Below are 16819 nucleotides of genomic sequence, written 5' to 3' on the forward strand. Positions count from 1 at the left end.
AACGGAAAGACCGGGACACTAGGCTCGGCCGCAAGATCTCGAACCTATACGAGAAAAACAGAAGGCATGACGAGTACGCGCAGAACCGCGCGGCGCGTCGTGTGTGGATGGATGGGGCTGGCCGCGGCGGGGGGGCTTCTCGCAGCGCCCGGAGTCTCGGCTGCAGCCGCGGCCGCCGACCTCTTCTACGAACGCACGGTGATGACCGCCGCCGACGCCAGGTGCAGCCTGTTCGCGCCGCCGGTCGGCGCGGCGCTGGCGGCTGGCCGCATGCAGGCCCATGGCGCGGCGATCCGTTCCGGCGCCGACAAGTCCGAACTGGCCCAGTTGGAACGGCGCGCCCGAGCCAAGGCCGCAGCCACGCCGTGCAAGTCGCCCGACATGACCCTGGCCGCCAGCCGCGTGCGCGAGGCCTTCGAAGGCTACGCCCAGCTGACCCGGATGACCTATCCCGGCGAGATGGCGGAATGGCGCGCCGACCGCTCCGGCGGCGTCCGCTGGCGCCTGCAGCAATCGGCCAGCTTCGGCTGGAACAAGATGGTCTTCGGCCTGGCCGGCCGCGAAGGCGCCAATGCGCTGATGGCGGTCGCCAACTTCGCCGACGGCAAGACCCCCTATGGCGCGCGGCTTGTGCTGCGCGACGCCGATGCGACCCTCGGGCCTTATCTCGACGCCCGCGGCCAGCCGCTGAGCAAACTGCCGCTGGCCCGACGCCTGCCGCCAGCCACCGCCCGCAACACCTACACCGCCGAGGCGCGCAGCCCGGCCGGGCAGGACCTGCTGCCCAAGAGTTTCAAGTCCGGGTGGGCGTTCCGCTTTCCGGCCGCGGCGGCCCACGCCCTGGCCGAGCTTGACCCGCGCGAGGCCGTGGCGGTCGAGTTTCTGTTCGCTGGCCCTGACGGCGAGGTCGTCCGCCGCGCCTATGTGGAAGTCGGCGATTTCGCCGCCGGGCGCGCCTTCCTGCAGGTCGCGAGCCGCTAGGGCGCGTTCGCCGCCGCCGGCTGATCGATCACCGGCAGGCGGACCGAGACCGTCGTCCCCTCGCCCAGCCGGCTCTCGATGATCATCTCGCCGCCGTGCAGTTCGGCGAACGAGCGCACGAGCGACAAGCCAAGGCCCGTGCCCGCGGCACGCTGCGCAGCGCCGCCGGCCTGTTCGAACGGCCGCCCCAGCCGCGTGACGTCGTCCGGCCCGATCCCGACCCCGGTGTCGGCGACCAACAGCTCCATGACCGTGCCGTCGGCATGCAGGGTCACCGTCACCGATCCGCCGCGCGGCGTGAACTTCAGGGCGTTGGAAATCAGGTTGAGCGCGATCTGCTTCAGGGCCCGGCGGTCGGCGAACACGTCCAGTGGTTCGCGTGGGAGCAGGCCGCGCAGCTGCACGCCGGCCCGGTCGGCCTGACCGCGCATCAGCCGCAGGACGCTCGACACCGCCTCGCGGCCGTCGAACGCCTCTCGGGCCAGCTCGAAGCGTTCGGCCTCGATCTTCGACATGTCGAGGACGTCGTTGATCAGGTCGAGCAGATGTCCGCCCGACTCGTGAACCAGCTCGGCATACTCGGCGTAGCGATCGGACAGCGGCCCGAACAGCCGCTGACGCATGATGTCCGAGAAGCCCATGATCGCGTTGAGCGGGGTGCGAAGCTCATGGCTCATATTGGCCAGGAAGCGCGATTTGCCGGCGTTCTGAGCCTCGGCGTCGCTGCGGGCCTGCTCCAGCTCCAGCTCGCGCGCGTGGGCGGCGGCGGCGTCGCGCAGCACGCCGATCAGCCGGCCGGAGGTGGTGCGGCGCAGGCTGAGCGCCAGCCAGGCCTGCGGCTCAGCCGCCGGTGCGAATGCGACCTCGGCTGCACCGTCCGCCCGCGCGGCCGCCAGCGCCTGGCGTAGCCGCGGACGATCGGCTTCGCTCGCCAGGTCGACGATGGTCAGCCCGGTGCTGGAGACGCCGCGCGCTCCGGCCGGCTCGCGACCCCAGGTCCGGCCGATCAGACCGCTTTGATCGAGGGTCGCCAGTAGGAAGGGCTGCTCGTCCAGCACCTGGCGAAGCTGCGCCAAGGCCAGGCGCTGGCGCCGGTCCTCGCGCCCCATGTTCCGCTGCAGAACCACCAGCGCGGCGGCCAGGCCGAGCACGGTCGAGGTAAGCGCGAAGGCGCTGACCACCGCCGCGGCCCCCGGGACCAGCACGTAACCCGAAAGCGTCAGCCCCCCGATTGCGGCGACGCCCACTGCGGCCAGCGAGACCGCCGCCCCCAGCGCCAGACGCTCGCCGCGCCCGACGCCGACGGCCGCCACGAGCGGCGCCAGGCACCAGACCGCCAGCGGGCTGCCCACGCCGCCGGTGAGCGCAGCCGCGCATGCCGCCGCAGCCCCAAGGCCGACGATCGCAAGGATCGAGGCCAGGCCTGCGGACCTGGTCGTCGATAGAGTCCTGGCGGGCGGACTTTCGATCACGGGCGGGCTCGCAGCTCCTTTGGCGGGCGACTCGACAGAGGATTGTTGTCCTTAACTCTAGCGGCGCGGGCGAGTCCCTGCGAGGCCGCTCGCGTCGCGGGCGACCCGAGTTGGGTACATAGTCCGGCGACGACGCCGGCCGTCGAAACCAAATCGTAAGCGCGGACTGGCTAGGGTCCCCCCAGTACCGGACCGCGAGGCTCGTAGAGTTTGCACATGGCCCATGCGGCTCATCTTCCGCCCGACGCGTCTCGGGCTTCGGCCTCTGAGCCGGCCCCCCGAGCGGCCGCGCGCCAACGTCGGGAAGTCATCGCGGACGAAGCCAAGCGCTCGTTCCTGCGCATGGCCAGCCATGAACTGCGTACGCCGCTGAACTCGATCCTCGGCTTCTCGGAGATCCTGCAGTCCGAGCTCTACGGCCCGCTCGGCGCCCCGCAGTACAAGGAATATGCGAGCATCATCCACACCAGCGGCGCGCGCCTGCTGCGGCTGGTGAACCAGGTGCTTGAGATCGCCCGGCTGGAAGGCGGGGCCATGGATTTCGACCTGCGGACGGAGTCGCTCGATCACGCGCTCGACGACGTGCTCGACGGCCTGCGCGAGGACACCGGCCCGCGCGGCGTCGAGGTGATCGTTCTGCAGCGTGGCGCCTTGCCGTCGGTCACCGCCGACGCCCGCGGACTGCGCAACCTGCTTGGCAACCTGATCCAGAACGCGGTGATCTTTTCCCCTGACCGCGCGGTCGTGCGCGTCTACGCCACCCTGGCCGGCGACCATGTGGAGATCGCCGTCGTCGACGATGGCCCCGGCGTCGACCCGCAAGACATTCCCCGCCTGCTGCGCCCGTTCGAACAGGGCGAGAATGCGCTGACCCGGCGTAGCGAGGGAGCCGGCCTGGGTCTGCCGATCGTCGAACTGCTGTGCACCGCCATGGGCGGCCGGCTACAGTTGAGCTCGGCGCCCGGCCAGGGGCTGACCGCGCGCGTCCGCCTGCCCGCCGGCTAGGAGCACCAACGGCGAAAGCCGTTGCGCAAGCCCGCCCCGGCGCCTAAGTCGCCTTTGTTATGAGCACGATCGACAACGCCCTGGCCGACCTGGTCGAAGAGTTCGACCTCCTTGGCGACTGGGAAGAGCGCTATCGCTATGTCATCGATCTGGGCCGCGAGCTGGCGCCGCTTTCGGACGCCGAGCGCAGCGACGCCAACAAGGTGCGCGGCTGCGCCAGCCAGGTCTGGCTCGTGACCGAGCCCCAGGCCGACGGCGCGGTGACGTTCCGTGGAGATTCCGACGCCCACATCGTGCGCGGCCTGATCGCGGTGCTGCTGCGGTTGTTTTCCGGCCGGCGTCCGGACGAGATCGTCGCCTTTGACGTGAAATCCGCCTTCGACCGACTTGGACTGGCCGGCCACCTGTCGGCCCAGCGCTCCAACGGCCTCGCCTCGATGGCGGCTCGGATTCACCGCGACGCCGAAGCCCTGACCGCGGCCTGACGGCTCAGGCGGCGCGGATGCCGCTGGAGACCGTGTCGCCCTGGACGCCGACAACGGCGTCGTAGCCGAGGATCATGTCGACGTCGGCGCCGTTCGAGGCCAGCGGCAACCGCAGCCACAGGATCGAGATGTGCGCCGCTCCGCGCCAGGCCAGGCTATGCACGCCCACCGAGGGTCGGCGCTCTTCCACCACCTTGGTCAGTTCGCGGCGCCAGTAGTCGGCGGCGTTGGCGCTGTAGGCTTCGGCCAGCGTCCGGCCGGTGATCTCGCGGCCATACACGCCGTAGAGCCCGGTGCCGGCGAGACGCAGGCGGAACTCCAACGGGTCGCGGCGCACGTCGATCAGGCTGATCGTCGGCAGCAGGCGCTTGAAGTCGTCGGGGTGGATGTCGTCGCGCCCCGGCAGACGCCCGCTGCGCCGCAATCCGGCCCAGTAGGCATACAGTTCCTCGTGTGCGCGCGCGGCCGCCGCTGAAGCCCCCATCTGTGCGGCCATATTCAGATTCCTTAACAACCCCTTGGAATCACGACGAATCACTTATCGCCCAGAGGGTGATTCTCCGGCAAGGGGAAATCCTAATCGCGAGGAAAGAAATCGGGCCGAAAGGTGGCGCAGCTTGACCGTGGCGCAGCGACGCAGCGGCCTCATGCGCCATGAAAAACGCCCGCCGGTGAGGGCGGGCGTTCAATAGTCCGTCTTGGCGAGACGCTTACTTGGAGCGCTTGCGCGGGGCCTGCCGGCCGCCCTGTCCCAGGCCCATCTGCTTGGCCAGGTCCGAGCGCGCCTTGGCGTAGTTCGGCGCGACCATCGGGTAGTCCTTCGGAAGACCCCACTTCGCGCGGTACTCTTCCGGGCTCATGTTGTACTTGGTGCGCAGGTGGCGCTTGAGCGACTTGAACTTCCGGCCGTCTTCCAGACAGACCAGATGATCAGGGGTGATCGACCGGCGCACGGGCACGGCCGGCTCCTTGGGAGCCACTTCCTGAACGTCGGAACCGGTGGAAATGCCGGCCAGCGCCCGATGGACACTCTGGATTAGGTTCGGGAGGTCGGCCGCGGCCACCGAATTGTTCCCGACATAAGCGGAAACAATATCCGCCGTCATCTCAATGACTTCCGACTTCTCGTCCATATTTCTCGGTTCCGTGAGTGCGGGTGCACCAAGTTGGGGGATGACTGATTCACGACATCAGTGGACGCGTTAATATCTGGAACCCAACTGAAGCACAAGCATACAATACGATGCTGTTCTTCTTGGAACACGCTTATCGTTAAGTCTAAGCGTCGCGATGCACCGATCGGTTGTGCAATACCTACTATTGCGACGCGGCAATGCGTCGCAAGCTGTAGTGATCAGCGGCCAAAGTCCTTGGAAAACGCCAGCATGGCGGCCTTCTGCGGACCTGAGTATTCGTCAAAGCCGTCTTCGTCGCCGTCGCGTATGGCGCGCAGCAGAGCTGGCGTGAGCGCAGAGGTCAGAGACCAGTTCCAATACCTGAGTACGGTCTGCGCGCGGTCGACCGCAATCATGTCGTAGACCAGCAAAGCGCGTTCCAGCGCGCCCGACGGCGCGCCGTCGGCCTCGGTCTCGTCGCGCTTGAGCCCGCGCCACAGCGCGCGGATCGCCGACTTGGGCAGGCCGGTCGCCTTGCAGAGGATCGCCAGCGGCTCGCCGCCCGCATCGGTGAAGATCTTGGCCCCGGTCATCGGCTTGAGGCCGGACAGGTAGGAGATCTCCTCGGCGACCTCGCGCGTCAGGCCGTCGGCGGCCGCGGTGACCGCCGCCTCCAGGTTGTCATAGGGGCTGCGCTCGACGGCCGCGCGGTTGCGTTGCCGCCGCTCGATGAACTGCAGCGCCTTGCGCGACAGCGGATCCTGCCAGTGCTCGGCTGCCGCCATGGCGAAGATGTCGCTGGTCGCGTCCTGCAGCACCTCGCGAGACACCGCGAAGCGCTGGAGGATCACGCGACGCGCCTCGGCGTCGGCCCACCAGAAGAGTACGTAGGCATGCGCCGGGCGCAGCTCGGGCCGCCGCAGCAGCATTGTGGTCAGCCGCGGGTCGCCGCGGGTCAACGCGACCACCGCTTCGATGCCGCCTGTCGAGAACTTCGCCTCGTCGTTCTTGAGCAGGCACTCGAGGACCAATACCTCGCCGAACTCGATCAGCACGTCGCAGACGACCTCGCTGACCCCGCGCCGCAACGCGATCAGCCGCCTGTGCTCGAGGTTCATCAGCCGGGCGCAGTCAAGCAGATCGGCGTCCGACAGCGCCGCGGCGTTGAGCAGCAGCTCCTCGGCGATGTCGACCTCGTCGCGCAGCAGCAGCCGCGCCAGACTGGCCGGGATTTCCGCCAGACCGGAGATCCGCCTCGCGACCTTCTTGCGCTCGAAGGGTTCGGCCTCGCGAAGCATGTCGGCCAGCAGGTCGGCGGTCATCGCCCGCTCGAAGGCGTTGATCCGCGAAATCGGCAGGCAGACCACGTCGGCCAGCCGCTTGAGCAAGTTCGCCCGCGCCCGCGAGGCGGGCGGGGCGTCAAGCTCGGTCATCGGCGTCGGCAGGTTCATGCAAGGTCCGAACGAATACCTGCCGCTATCGAATCACATGGCGCTTAACCGTACGTTCATTTGAACGACGGCGCCGACCAATGCTCCCAGATATTGGGCAGGTCGCTGGAGACCTTGTTCGGGAACGACGGCGGCCGTTTTTCGAGGAAGGACATCACCCCCTCGCGCGCATCGGCCATCGCGCCGCGGGTCTGGATGCCGCGGCTGTCGGCGCGGTGCGCCTCCATCGGGTGGGCCGCGCCGGCCATCCGCCACAGCAGCTGCCGCGTCAGGGCGATCGAGACCGGCGCGGTGTTCTCGACGATCTCCTTGGCCAGGGCCCTGGCCGCCGGCAGCAGGTCGTCCGGCGCATGCAGCGAGCGCACTAGGCCGCGATCGAAGGCTTCCTGCGCCGGGAACACCCGGCCGGTGTAGCACCACTCCAGCGCCGTCTGGACGCCGACCAGCCGCGGCAGGAACCACGAGGACGCCGCTTCCGGGTTCAGGCCGCGGCGCGCGAACACCAGGCCGAAGCGGGCGTCGGTCGAGGCCATACGGATGTCCATCGGCAGCTGCATGGTGACGCCCACGCCCACCGCCGGTCCGTTGATCGCGCCGATCACCGGCTTGAGGCTGTCGTAGATGCGCAGCGAGACCAGGCCGCCGCCGTCACGCTGGACGCCCTCCCGGGTGCGCGCCGCCCGATCCTCGCCGCCGCGCTTGTCGTAGTCGAAGGTCTCACCACCCGCCGACAGGTCGGCGCCGGCGCAGAAGGCGCGCCCCGCGCCGGTGACGATCACCGCCCTCACCGCATCGTCGGCGTCGGTCACGTCGAAGGCCGCGATCAGGTCCTTCATCATCTGGGTGTTGAAGGCGTTGAGCTTGTCCGGACGGTTCAGGGTGATCGTCGCCACCCCATCCTCGACGCCGTAGCCGAGGGTCTCGAAACTGTGCGTGGCCATCTGATCCTCCCTGAATTTCGTCTAGTCCGCACCGCTTGACGGACGGTCCGTCAAGGCCCGCATACTCGCCTTAACAACGATAACTTTGGGAGGACGGTCGAGACGCCAGAGAGCGTCCGGCCGCCATAAGGAAGAGTTCATGCATCCGGCCAGCCACGCCCAGACCCATCCCGACCGCGCCGCCTACGTCATGGCCGGATCAGGCGAGACCGTGACCTACAAGCAGCTGGACGAACGGTCGAACCAGGGCGCGCAGCTCTTCCGCTCCATGGGCCTGAAGACCGGCGACGTCATCGCCATCCTGATGGAGAACCATCCGCGGTTCTTCGAGATCGCCTGGGCCGCCCAGCGCGCGGGCCTCTACTACGCCTGCGTTTCGTCCAAGCTGACCGCCGGCGAGATCGAGTACATCATGAAGGACTGCGAGGCGAAGGTGCTGATCACCTCGACCGCCGTCGGCGGAGTGGTGGACGAACTCCCAGCGCTGCTGCCGGGCGTGAAGCTGTTCATGGTCGGCCAGCCGCGCGCGCCCTACGAGAGCTTCGAAGCCGCCCGCGACAAGCAGCCGGCCACGCCGATCGCCGACGAGAGCAGCGGCGCGGACATGCTCTACTCCTCGGGCACCACCGGCCGGCCCAAGGGCATCAAGCCGCCGCTGACCGGCGCGCCGATCGACGCGCCCTACCCGCTGGCGATGATGGCCCAGATGCTGTTCGGCTTTCAGCCCGACAGCGTCTACCTCTCGCCCGCGCCGCTCTATCACGCCGCGCCGTTGCGCTGGTGCATGAGCGTCCAGCGTCTGGGCGGCACCGTCGTGGTGATGGAGAAGTTCGATCCGGAAGACGCCTTGGCGCTGATCGAGAAGCACAAGATCGACGTCGGCCAGTTCGTGCCCACCCACTTCGTTCGGATGCTGAAACTGCCGCCCGAAGTGCGCGCCAAGTACGACGTCTCGTCGATGCGGTCCGCCGTCCACGCCGCGGCCCCCTGCCCGATCCCGGTCAAGGAGCAGATGATGGCGTGGTGGGGACCGGTGATCCACGAGTACTACGCCGGCAGCGAGGGCAACGGCTTCTGCTACATTGGCCCGCAGGACTGGCTGACCCACAAGGGCTCGGTCGGCAAGGCCACCACCGCAGAACTGCACATCGTGGGCGAGGATGGCGAAGAGGTGCCGCCGCGCACCGAGGGCGTGGTCTATTTCGGCGGCGGCGCGCCGCTGACCTATCACAACGCGCCCGACAAGATCGCCGAGAACACCAACAAGCATGGCTGGACGACGCTGGGCGACGTCGGCTGGGTCGACGAGGAAGGCTTCCTCTACCTGACCGACCGCAAGAGCTTCATGATCATCTCAGGCGGCGTGAACATCTATCCGCAGGAACTCGAGAACCTGCTGATCACCCACCCGAAGGTGGCTGACGCCGCCGTTGTCGGCGCGCCGGACGAGGAGATGGGCGAAAAGGTCGTGGCGGTCATCCAGCCGATGGACTGGAGCGCTGCCGGCGAAGACCTGAAGGCCGAGCTCGCCGCCTTCTGCCGCGCCAACCTCAGCCACGTGAAGTCGCCGCGCCTCATCGAGTTCATGCAGGAGCTGCCGCGCCACCCGACCGGCAAGCTCTACAAGCGCCTGATCCGCGACGCCTATTGGGGCAAGGAAGGCTCGCGCATCGTCTGAGGGGCGAGCGCTCAGTGCATATGTTCTTATTTTGTTCTTGTCGCATCTGCAATCTATGCGACAGTGACACCGGCATCCCGCCTCTTGAGGCGGGCCGCCGATGTTGAGATCGACAGGAACCCCCAATGACGACGATGCCGAAAGGGCAGCCGCACTCCGTACCTGACCCGGAGGGCGAACTCTATGATGCGGATATGGCCGCCCTTAGGAGGCGACGCGAAGAAGCAGAGACCGGGACGACGAAGATCGCCAGGCCCAATCTGGCGCAATCGTTCATTCCCGTAGTTGGCCCCGCATGGGAGGCTGTCGCCGATTATCAAGACGGCGACTATGCCGGCGCGGCCTTCAATGGCGCGATGGCGGTGGCAGACCTCTTGCCGGTCGGCATCGCGGCGAAGGGCGTTCGAGCCGCGAGCAAGGGCATCAAGGTGCTCAAGGAGGGCTCCGTCTCGGCGAACGCCGCGGCCAAACAAATTCGGGCGAAGGGCTTGGCCGGCAAAGGGCAGGAGATCCATCACACCATCCCCTTGAAGGGCCTGAGCCGCACCGCCCAGGATCCTCGCAATCACTACGCACTCCTCAAGGTCCTGCCGGTCGAGCAGCATCGGCGCCTGACGGGAAGCTGGAAGGGCCAGCCCCGATACGATCCCATTCGCCGCGCCTGGTATGGCACCACCGACTGGCAGAAAGCGCTGCCAACGGCGGCGGCGGCGAACCTGGCCGATAGCGTGCAAAACCTCCTCCAACCGAGGGGGACTTCGCGCAGATGAGTTCGTCCGCTGATAGCTCGATTACGTCCGATCTTGTCGACTTCAACTTCCCGGTGATCGGCTTCACGCCCGACCGAGAGATTTGGGGCTTCCCCGATCGAAGGTCGCTGACGACCTGCGGAGTGCAGACGCTGCGTGAGGGCAAATCCTTGGGGATGGAGGTCATCGATGGCGACGGCGGTTGCTGGCGAGTCACGGCAATCCACGACAAGGGCCGCGCGCGCCCCCTAATTCCCTGGCTCATAAAGGCAATGCTGTCCGGTCGACTGTACAGGATCGAGTACAGCCTAGTCCGACTTGAAGAGGCGGCCCTGGACGAAGTTAAGGCTCGCGCCTGCAAGTCGCTCGAAGCCTTTCCGGATGACTACTGCCTCTTCGACGAACAGGAAACGGTGTTGCTTCCGCTGATGGAGCAGGTGCGCGCCGCCGAGAGTGTCGACGAGATCTTCAAGCTTCTAGGCCTGGATAGCTTCGAGGCATACTGAGCTTCGAGATATCGGCGAGGCGCCTACGCCTCGCCGATAGTCTGCGCCTAGTAGGACCGCCCAATCAGGATTTCCTCGACGCCCGGCGCGCCGGTGAAGACGCAGGCGCCGAACGAGGCCGGCTGGTCGGCCGGGGCGTTGCGCAGGGTTAGTTTCAGGGCCTTGAGGCGGGTAACGACCTTTTCCAGCTCGTCGCCGGTCGGACGGCTCCAGGAGGCGCGCACCCAGCCCTTGAAAGCCGAGGTTTCCTCGTCCTCGTCGGAAAGCTGGCCGAAGTACTCCGCCACCTGCTCGAAGTTGGTCAGATCGCTGCGGATGTTCGCGTCCAGGCGCGCCTTGGCCTCGTCGAACAGCGACTGCTGGATTTCGGCCAGCAGCGCCGGGGCCTGGGCGACGAACTCGTCGCGGGCCAGGGCCTGAGACTTCACCTTGTCGCCGTCGCGCAGACGGTCGCGGCGCATGAAGCTGACCTGGCCGCCGGCCGCGTCACGCGGGCCAAGCTCGACGATCACCGGCGCGCCGCGGCGCACCCAGTTCCAGCGCTTGTCGCTCGACTTCTGGTCCTTGACGTCCAGCAGCGCGCGGATCGGCTCGCCGAGCGCGACCTGGGCGTTGAGGTCCTTCACCAGCGCCTCGGCATAGGCCAGGACCTGGGCGTCCTCTTCCTTGCCGCGCAGCATCGGCACGATGACGATCTGGCGCGGGGCGATGGCCGGCGGCAGGCGCAGGCCGTCGTCGTCGCCGTGGGTCATGATCACGCCGCCGATCATGCGCGTGGACGTGCCCCAGCTGGACGTGTGGCAGAACTCCATCTCACCGCTGTCGCTCTGGTAGCGGATGTTCTGGGCCCGCGAGAAGCTGGTGCCCAGGTAGTGCGAGGTGCCGGCCTGAAGGGCCTTGCCGTCCTGCATCATCGCTTCGATCGAGAAGGTGTTGTCCGCGCCCGGGAAGCGCTCGTTCTCCGGCTTCTCGCCGGCCACGACGGGCATGGCCAGGACGTTCTCGGAGAACTCCCGGTACATCTCGAGCGCCAGCAGGGTGGACTTCAGCGCGTCCTCGCGGTCGGCGTGGGCCGTATGCCCTTCCTGCCAGAGGAACTCCGACGTGCGCAGGAACAGGCGCGTGCGCATCTCCCAGCGGACGACGTTGGCCCACTGGTTGATCTTCAGCGGCAGGTCTCGGTAGCTCTTCACCCAACGCGAGAACGCATCGCCGATGATCGTTTCCGAAGTCGGACGGACGATCAGCGGCTCTTCGAGCTTGGCGTCTGGATCGGGCTGCAGCTTGCCGTCGATGCTTTTCAGCCGGTGGTGCGTCACCACCGCCATCTCCTTGGCGAAGCCTTCGACGTGCTCGGCCTCCTTGGCGAAGAAGCCCAGCGGGATGAACAGCGGGAAGTAGGCGTTGTCGACGCCCATCTCCTTGATCCGCCGATCCATGGTCTGCTGGATCCGTTCCCAGACGCCGTAGCCCCACGGCTTGATGATCATGGAGCCGCGCACGGGGCTGACCTCGGCCATGTCCGCCTCGCGGACGATCGCCTGGTACCAGTCGGGGAAGGTCGACTTGTTGCCGGTCATCCGGCTGACGCTGAGAGCTCGTTGCATAGGGCGCTCTTTAATGTCCCTGGCGGCGGCGTAAAGGCGTTGCGAGCGCCCAGACAGGTGCTAGACCTCGAACATCTGTTTCAATTGATTTGGGAGCAAACGATGAACCCGGTGGAGTTCAAGGATCTGGCCGGCCTGGTCGGTCAGGAAGTCGGCGTGTCGGACTGGGTGGAAATCACCCAGGAACGAGTCAACCAATTCGCCGAAGCCACCGGCGACCATCAGTGGATCCACGTCGACGTCGAGCGCGCGACGAAGGAAATCGGCGGGCCGATCGCCCACGGCTACCTGACGCTGTCGCTGATCCCGTTCCTGGGCGCCGGCATGCTGCCGATCAAGGGCGTGACCCGCGGCATCAACTACGGCTCGGACAAGGTCCGCTTCATCAACATGGTCCGCGTCGGCAAGCGCGTGCGCATGCGCCAGAAGCTGATCGGCGCCGAAGCCAAGGCCGGCGGCATGCAGCTGAAGAACGAGTGCACGATCGAAATCGAAGGCGAGACCAAGCCCGCCTGCATCGCCGAGACCATCTCGGTGGTCTACGGCGCCTAAGCGCGCCGACCGATCGTCAGAATATGAGAGCGCCGCCCGTCTCCACGACGGGCGGCGTTTCTTATTGCGGTGAAACCGCTTCCTCGGCCGAGGCCGCGCGCGCACCGGTCATCGGTTCGGACCGCGCGACGGTGATCGGCGCGTGCGGGTTGTCCATCAGCGCCATCGTCTCGCGAATGAACTTGGCGTGGGTGACGATGCCGATCTCCAGCCGCTCGTTGTTCAGCTCGACCTGCTGGGTCAGCAAGCCGGCGATGAATTGGACGTCCTGACCAGCATCGACGCCGCCGACCCGGCGATGGGCCGCCTGCGACATAAAGACAGGGCCGCCGGAATTGCCCGGGAACACGGTGAAATCGAGCAGGAAGGTCGGGAACACCTGGGCCGGCGCCACCGGGAACGAGGCGACGCGCCCCGATCGCAGGATCGGGAAGCCGGCCTGGTTCGCCGCCAGCCCGCGTGGAAAGCCCAGGGCCATCATCTCGTCGCCCGCGCCGACATGGTTGGACTGGAAGGTGTCGTCCCCGGCCAGCCATTGCAGCGGGATCGCCGACTTGGCGAACGCTTCCGGCGCGGTGATCGAGATCGCCGCGACGTCCCGCGAGGGATGCTTGGTCCAAAGCTCCGCGCCGTTGGCGTCACGGATCTTCAGCGTCTGGGGCGAGTAGCTCCAGCTGCCGTCCGGATTGGAGATTCGATAGCCGATCCGCGCCTCGGCGCCCGGCATTTTGGCCAGCACGTGGTTGGCGGTCACCAGCACCGTGCGCGGCGCGCCGTCGGGACCAGTTTCCGCAATGAGGAACCCAGTGCCCACCGTGCGCGTTCCATCGCCCAACGGCTGCTCCAGCTGGACGGTCGCGTGTATCAGCTCAACTGCAAGATCCAAGGCATTCGCCCCTAGAAACTAAAGAACTCGTACGCTCCCCGACGATGAGCGTTACTTAGTTAAGAACGCCGTTAGCGGAAAGTCCGCTGGACCGCGCCCGATTGCCGCGCGGCGCCTCCGTGTGCGCAATTAAGCGGTCAGTAGGGAGGCCAGCGCAAGACTCGCACGGAGAGTTGAGCCGAGCATGTTGAAGCGTATCGTCGCCGGGCTGCGGATCCCCCCGGCCTCCCTTGCAGAACTCCAGAACGGCGAGTTGGCGGTCCTGTCGACCGAGCGGCTGTTCGCGGGCAAGCGCGCCATCCTCATGGGCATGCCCGGAGCCTTCAGCCCCACCTGCGCCCAGAAGCACCTCCCCGACTTCATCAGCAACGCCGAGCGGCTGCGAGCGGCGGGATTCCAATTGCTGGCCTGCATCACGCCCAACGATCCTTGGGTCATGGACCGCTGGGCCCAGGACCTCGATCCTGGCCGCAAGATCCGCTTCCTGTCCGACGGCAACCTCGAACTGACCCGCAAGCTCGGCCTCAACGTGCGGGCCGACAGCTTCCATCTGGGCGAACGAAGCGCCCGCTACACCATGATCCTCAAGGACGCGGTGATCGAGAAACTGGCGGTGGAGAACACGATCGAGGAGTTCGCCTGCACGGCGGTGGACGCGGTTCTGCTCTAGGTCTTGAGACGCAGGCCGCGGCGGCGCATGTAGCTTGCCATGAGCGCTCCCAAGCCCCCCGCCGCCGCCCGCGTCCCCAAGGTCATCGAACAGCTCGGACGCGCCCGCACCGACGACTATGCCTGGATGAAGGACGACAACTGGCGCGAGGTGCTACGCGACCCCAAGGTCCTGCGCTCCGACATCCGCGAGCACCTGGAGGCCGAGAACGCCTACACCAAGGCGCTGCTCGAAAAGACCGAGGCGCTGCAGGCCCAGTTGTTCGCCGAGATGAAGGGCCGCATCAAGGAGGACGACTCCAGCGTCCCGGCCCCCGACGGCCCGTGGGAATACTACGCCCGCTACGAGATCGGCGCCGAGCACCCCGTCCACGGCCGCCGCGCGCGCGGCGGCGGCGATGAACAAGTCCTGCTGGACGAGGACGCCCTGGCCAAGGGCAAGGCCTTTTTCCAGGTCGGCGCCGCCAGCCACAGCCCTGACCACAAGCTCTACGCCTGGGCCGCCGACGAGCAGGGCTCCGAGTACTATACGATCCGCGTGAAGGACCTGGAGAGCGGCCAGACGCTCGACCACGCGATCGACAGCGCCTACGGCTCGTTCGTGTTCTCACCCGACAGCGAATGGATCTTCTGGATCTGGCGCGACGAGAACGCCCGCCCCTCGAAGGTCTATCGCCGCCCGGCCCGCGGCGGCGAAGACGTACTGGTCTACGAAGAGGCCGACGAAGGCATGTTCCTGGGCGTCGGTCTGGCGTCGGACCGTAGCCATGTGCTGATCCACGTCGGCAACCAGGAGACCACCGAGCTCTGGCTGATCCCAGCCGCCGATCCGACGGCCGCCCCGATCGTCGCCGAACCGCGCCAGGAAGGCGTGAAGTACGAGCTCGACCACTGGTCGGACCGCTGGGTGATCCGCACCAACGCCGACGGCGCGGTCGACTTCAAGCTCGTTCAGTCGTCTGCGCCACTTCCGGCCCGCGCCACCTGGACCGATTTCGTGGCCCATGAGCCCGGCCGCTTCATCACCGGCTTCGCAGCCTTCGCCGGCTTCCTGGCGCGGCTGGAGCGGGTGAACGCCAACGATCGCATCGTGATCATGGCCCGTGACGGCGCCAGCCACGAGATCGCCTTCGACGAGGAGGCCTACGCCCTCTCGCTGGAAGGCGGACTGGAATACGAGACCACGCTGACCCGCTTGGTCTACCAGTCGCCGACCACGCCGCGGCAGTGGTTCGACTATGACATGGCCAGCCGTGAGCGGACCCTGCGCAAGACCCAGGAGATCCCCTCCGGCCACGATCCCGCCCGCTACGTCGCGCGCCGCCTCTACGCCGCCGCCCCTGACGGGGCGCTGGTGCCGGTGACGGTGCTGATGCTGAAGGACACGCCGCTCGACGGCTCTGCGCCGCTGCTGCTTTACGGCTACGGCTCGTACGGCCATGCCATGGAGCCGACCTTCTCGATCCGCAGCCTCAGCCTCGTGGACCGCGGCTGGATCTGGGCGGTGGCGCATATCCGCGGCGGCTCGGACAAAGGCTGGGGCTGGTTCCTCGACGGCCGCAAGGAGAAGAAGATCAACACCTTTACAGACTTCATCGCCTGCGCCGAACACCTGAGCGCCAACGGCTACGGCAAGGCTGGTCGGATGGTCGCCTATGGCGGCTCGGCAGGCGGCATGCTGATGGGCGCGGTGGTCAACATGCGTCCGGACCTCTGGAGCGGCATCATCGCCGCCGTGCCGTTCGTCGACGTGCTCAACACCATGAGCGACACCACCCTGCCCCTGACCCCGCCGGAGTGGCCTGAATGGGGCAATCCGCTGGAGGACGTCGACGCCTACGACCGCATCGCGAGCTACAGCCCCTACGACCAGGTCGCGGCCAAGCCCTATCCGCCGATCCTGGCGACGGGCGGGCTCAGCGATCCGCGCGTCACCTACTGGGAGCCGCAGAAGTGGGTCGCCAAGCTGCGCGACCATACGAGCGGCGATGCTCCCATCCTGCTCAAAATCAACATGGAGGCCGGCCACGGCGGCGCCTCGGGCCGTTTCGACTTCCTCAAGGAGATCGCGCTCGATTACGCCTTTGCGATCTGGGCGCAGGAACGGGGTTGGGAACAGTGATCGTCAGGGCTTCGACGACGGAGGACGCCACGGCGCTGGCCGAGATCTACGGCCATCACGTTCTCAACGGCTTCGGCACCTTCGAGGAGGTCCCGCCGACCATCCAGGACATGGCCGCCCGCCGTCAGGCGATCGTCGAGCGCGGCCTGCCCTATCTCGTCGCCGAGGACGCCGGCCGGGTGCTGGGCTTCGCCTATGCCGGTCCGTTCCGGCCGCGCGCGGCCTATCGCTACACGGTCGAGGACAGCGTCTACATCGCGCCCGACGCGCTGGGCCGCGGCGTTGGCAGGGCGGTGCTGGGCGCAGTCATCCAGGCCTGCGAAGACTTCGGCATCCGCCAGGTGGTCGCAGTGATCGGCGATTCCGAGAACGCGGGTTCGATCGGCCTGCACAAGTCGCTCGGATTCGAGCACGCCGGCGTCGGCAAGGGCTTCGGCCGGAAGAAGGGCCGCTGGGTCGACATCGTCTGGATGCGCAAGGCGCTGAATGGCGGCGACGCCAGCGCGCCGGACGCCGCCGGCATGGTCCTGGGCGGCGCCTAGAGCGCCCTCAGGGGCTGCCAGGGGGCTTGGCCACCCCAGCGAACCGCCGCACCTCCAA

General features: G+C 67.4%; 17 protein-coding genes. 10 read left to right on the forward strand and 7 right to left on the reverse strand.

Annotation, left to right across the window (positions count from 1 at the left end; all coding sequences use genetic code 11):
- Window positions 1–66 precede the first annotated feature (66 nt).
- On the forward strand, window positions 67–981 hold the full coding sequence (locus ACSQ2H_RS16545) for a hypothetical protein (RefSeq protein WP_436062481.1): 915 nt from the start codon (window positions 67–69) through the stop codon (window positions 979–981).
- Here ACSQ2H_RS16545 and ACSQ2H_RS16550 read toward each other — a convergent pair.
- Complete coding sequence (locus tag ACSQ2H_RS16550; protein ID WP_436062482.1) at window positions 978–2453, reverse strand: sensor histidine kinase; 1476 nt, start codon at window positions 2451–2453, stop codon at window positions 978–980. The two genes, ACSQ2H_RS16545 and ACSQ2H_RS16550, sit on opposite strands and share 4 nt — an antisense overlap.
- A 216-nt stretch (window positions 2454–2669) precedes the next feature.
- Here ACSQ2H_RS16550 and ACSQ2H_RS16555 point away from each other — a divergent pair, with 216 nt between their 5' ends.
- Together ACSQ2H_RS16555 and ACSQ2H_RS16560 are read left to right on the forward strand one after the other, a co-directional pair.
- Window positions 2670–3458 (forward strand): sensor histidine kinase, encoded by a 789-nt coding sequence (locus ACSQ2H_RS16555; RefSeq protein WP_436062483.1) that lies wholly within the window; start codon window positions 2670–2672, stop codon window positions 3456–3458.
- Window positions 3459–3517: 59 nt separating this feature from the next.
- Window positions 3518–3943 (forward strand): SufE family protein, encoded by a 426-nt coding sequence (locus ACSQ2H_RS16560; RefSeq protein WP_436062484.1) that lies wholly within the window; start codon window positions 3518–3520, stop codon window positions 3941–3943.
- 4 nt (window positions 3944–3947) lie between these two features.
- On the opposite strand, the gene mopJ is transcribed toward ACSQ2H_RS16560, so the two are convergent.
- The 4 genes from mopJ to ACSQ2H_RS16580 all read right to left on the reverse strand — a co-directional run bounded on the left by mopJ (window position 3948) and on the right by ACSQ2H_RS16580 (window position 7450).
- Entirely contained in the window at window positions 3948–4439 is a 492-nt protein-coding gene (mopJ, locus tag ACSQ2H_RS16565) for a motility/cell cycle regulatory protein MopJ (RefSeq protein ID WP_436062485.1), read from the reverse strand.
- Between the two features lie 214 nt (window positions 4440–4653).
- Complete coding sequence (locus tag ACSQ2H_RS16570; protein ID WP_056015959.1) at window positions 4654–5076, reverse strand: MucR family transcriptional regulator; 423 nt, start codon at window positions 5074–5076, stop codon at window positions 4654–4656.
- Window positions 5077–5297: 221 nt separating this feature from the next.
- Complete coding sequence (locus ACSQ2H_RS16575) at window positions 5298–6509, reverse strand: DUF2336 domain-containing protein (protein ID WP_436062486.1); 1212 nt, start codon at window positions 6507–6509, stop codon at window positions 5298–5300.
- Between the two features lie 56 nt (window positions 6510–6565).
- Window positions 6566–7450: a crotonase/enoyl-CoA hydratase family protein gene (locus tag ACSQ2H_RS16580; RefSeq protein ID WP_436062487.1), complete on the reverse strand. Its 885-nt coding sequence runs from the start codon at window positions 7448–7450 to the stop codon at window positions 6566–6568.
- Between the two features lie 139 nt (window positions 7451–7589).
- On the opposite strand from ACSQ2H_RS16580, the gene ACSQ2H_RS16585 reads away from it, so the two are divergent.
- The 3 genes from ACSQ2H_RS16585 to ACSQ2H_RS16595 all read left to right on the forward strand — a co-directional run bounded on the left by ACSQ2H_RS16585 (window position 7590) and on the right by ACSQ2H_RS16595 (window position 10383).
- On the forward strand, window positions 7590–9128 hold the full coding sequence (locus ACSQ2H_RS16585; protein ID WP_436062488.1) for an acyl-CoA synthetase: 1539 nt from the start codon (window positions 7590–7592) through the stop codon (window positions 9126–9128).
- A 125-nt stretch (window positions 9129–9253) separates the two neighbouring features.
- Window positions 9254–9898 (forward strand): hypothetical protein, encoded by a 645-nt coding sequence (locus ACSQ2H_RS16590; RefSeq protein WP_436062489.1) that lies wholly within the window; start codon window positions 9254–9256, stop codon window positions 9896–9898.
- Complete coding sequence (locus tag ACSQ2H_RS16595) at window positions 9895–10383, forward strand: hypothetical protein (protein WP_436062490.1); 489 nt, start codon at window positions 9895–9897, stop codon at window positions 10381–10383. The genes ACSQ2H_RS16590 and ACSQ2H_RS16595 overlap by 4 nt, the downstream gene beginning before the upstream one ends.
- 47 nt (window positions 10384–10430) lie before the next feature.
- Here the strand turns inward: ACSQ2H_RS16595 and ACSQ2H_RS16600 are convergent, their stop codons facing one another.
- Window positions 10431–11990, reverse strand: coding sequence for an aminoacyl--tRNA ligase-related protein (locus ACSQ2H_RS16600; RefSeq protein ID WP_436062491.1), 1560 nt, complete (start codon window positions 11988–11990; stop codon window positions 10431–10433).
- Between the two features lie 102 nt (window positions 11991–12092).
- Here ACSQ2H_RS16600 and ACSQ2H_RS16605 point away from each other — a divergent pair, with 102 nt between their 5' ends.
- Complete coding sequence (locus ACSQ2H_RS16605) at window positions 12093–12542, forward strand: MaoC family dehydratase (RefSeq protein ID WP_436062492.1); 450 nt, start codon at window positions 12093–12095, stop codon at window positions 12540–12542.
- Between the two features lie 61 nt (window positions 12543–12603).
- Here ACSQ2H_RS16605 and ACSQ2H_RS16610 read toward each other — a convergent pair whose 3' ends face one another.
- Complete coding sequence (locus tag ACSQ2H_RS16610; protein WP_436062493.1) at window positions 12604–13428, reverse strand: trypsin-like serine peptidase; 825 nt, start codon at window positions 13426–13428, stop codon at window positions 12604–12606.
- A 184-nt stretch (window positions 13429–13612) separates the two neighbouring features.
- Here ACSQ2H_RS16610 and ACSQ2H_RS16615 point away from each other — a divergent pair, with 184 nt between their 5' ends.
- Genes ACSQ2H_RS16615 through ACSQ2H_RS16625 form a run of 3 tightly spaced genes read left to right on the forward strand, consistent with a single transcriptional unit; the run spans window position 13613 to window position 16761 of the window.
- The gene (locus tag ACSQ2H_RS16615; RefSeq protein ID WP_436062494.1) at window positions 13613–14098 is read left to right on the forward strand and encodes a peroxiredoxin family protein; all 486 of its coding nucleotides are present in this window, start codon (window positions 13613–13615) and stop codon (window positions 14096–14098) included.
- Between the two features lie 39 nt (window positions 14099–14137).
- A complete protein-coding gene (locus ACSQ2H_RS16620; protein ID WP_436062495.1) occupies window positions 14138–16219 on the forward strand; it encodes a S9 family peptidase in 2082 nt (693 codons plus the stop codon).
- Window positions 16216–16761: an N-acetyltransferase family protein gene (locus ACSQ2H_RS16625; RefSeq protein WP_436062496.1), complete on the forward strand. Its 546-nt coding sequence runs from the start codon at window positions 16216–16218 to the stop codon at window positions 16759–16761. The genes ACSQ2H_RS16620 and ACSQ2H_RS16625 overlap by 4 nt, the downstream gene beginning before the upstream one ends.
- Window positions 16762–16819: the final 58 nt, after the last annotated feature.

This window comes from Phenylobacterium sp. LjRoot97, assembly GCF_964254345.1.
In the GTDB taxonomy this organism is placed as follows: Bacteria; Pseudomonadota; Alphaproteobacteria; order Caulobacterales; family Caulobacteraceae; genus Phenylobacterium.

Excerpts from the sequence above, each read along its gene's own strand:
- ACSQ2H_RS16560 (WP_436062484.1), top strand. The coding sequence starts at position 3,518 with ATGAGCACGATCGACAACGCCCTGGCCGACCTGGTCGAAGAGTTCGAC.
- ACSQ2H_RS16570 (WP_056015959.1), bottom strand. The coding sequence starts at position 5,076 with ATGGACGAGAAGTCGGAAGTCATTGAGATGACGGCGGATATTGTTTCC.
- ACSQ2H_RS16575 (WP_436062486.1), bottom strand. The coding sequence starts at position 6,509 with ATGAACCTGCCGACGCCGATGACCGAGCTTGACGCCCCGCCCGCCTCG.
- ACSQ2H_RS16555 (WP_436062483.1), top strand. The coding sequence starts at position 2,670 with ATGGCCCATGCGGCTCATCTTCCGCCCGACGCGTCTCGGGCTTCGGCC.
- ACSQ2H_RS16595 (WP_436062490.1), top strand. The coding sequence starts at position 9,895 with ATGAGTTCGTCCGCTGATAGCTCGATTACGTCCGATCTTGTCGACTTC.
- ACSQ2H_RS16600 (WP_436062491.1), bottom strand. The coding sequence starts at position 11,990 with ATGCAACGAGCTCTCAGCGTCAGCCGGATGACCGGCAACAAGTCGACC.
- ACSQ2H_RS16580 (WP_436062487.1), bottom strand. The coding sequence starts at position 7,450 with ATGGCCACGCACAGTTTCGAGACCCTCGGCTACGGCGTCGAGGATGGG.
- ACSQ2H_RS16590 (WP_436062489.1), top strand. The coding sequence starts at position 9,254 with ATGACGACGATGCCGAAAGGGCAGCCGCACTCCGTACCTGACCCGGAG.
- ACSQ2H_RS16605 (WP_436062492.1), top strand. The coding sequence starts at position 12,093 with ATGAACCCGGTGGAGTTCAAGGATCTGGCCGGCCTGGTCGGTCAGGAA.
- ACSQ2H_RS16585 (WP_436062488.1), top strand. The coding sequence starts at position 7,590 with ATGCATCCGGCCAGCCACGCCCAGACCCATCCCGACCGCGCCGCCTAC.
- ACSQ2H_RS16620 (WP_436062495.1), top strand. The coding sequence starts at position 14,138 with ATGAGCGCTCCCAAGCCCCCCGCCGCCGCCCGCGTCCCCAAGGTCATC.
- ACSQ2H_RS16615 (WP_436062494.1), top strand. The coding sequence starts at position 13,613 with ATGTTGAAGCGTATCGTCGCCGGGCTGCGGATCCCCCCGGCCTCCCTT.
- mopJ (WP_436062485.1), bottom strand. The coding sequence starts at position 4,439 with ATGGCCGCACAGATGGGGGCTTCAGCGGCGGCCGCGCGCGCACACGAG.
- ACSQ2H_RS16545 (WP_436062481.1), top strand. The coding sequence starts at position 67 with ATGACGAGTACGCGCAGAACCGCGCGGCGCGTCGTGTGTGGATGGATG.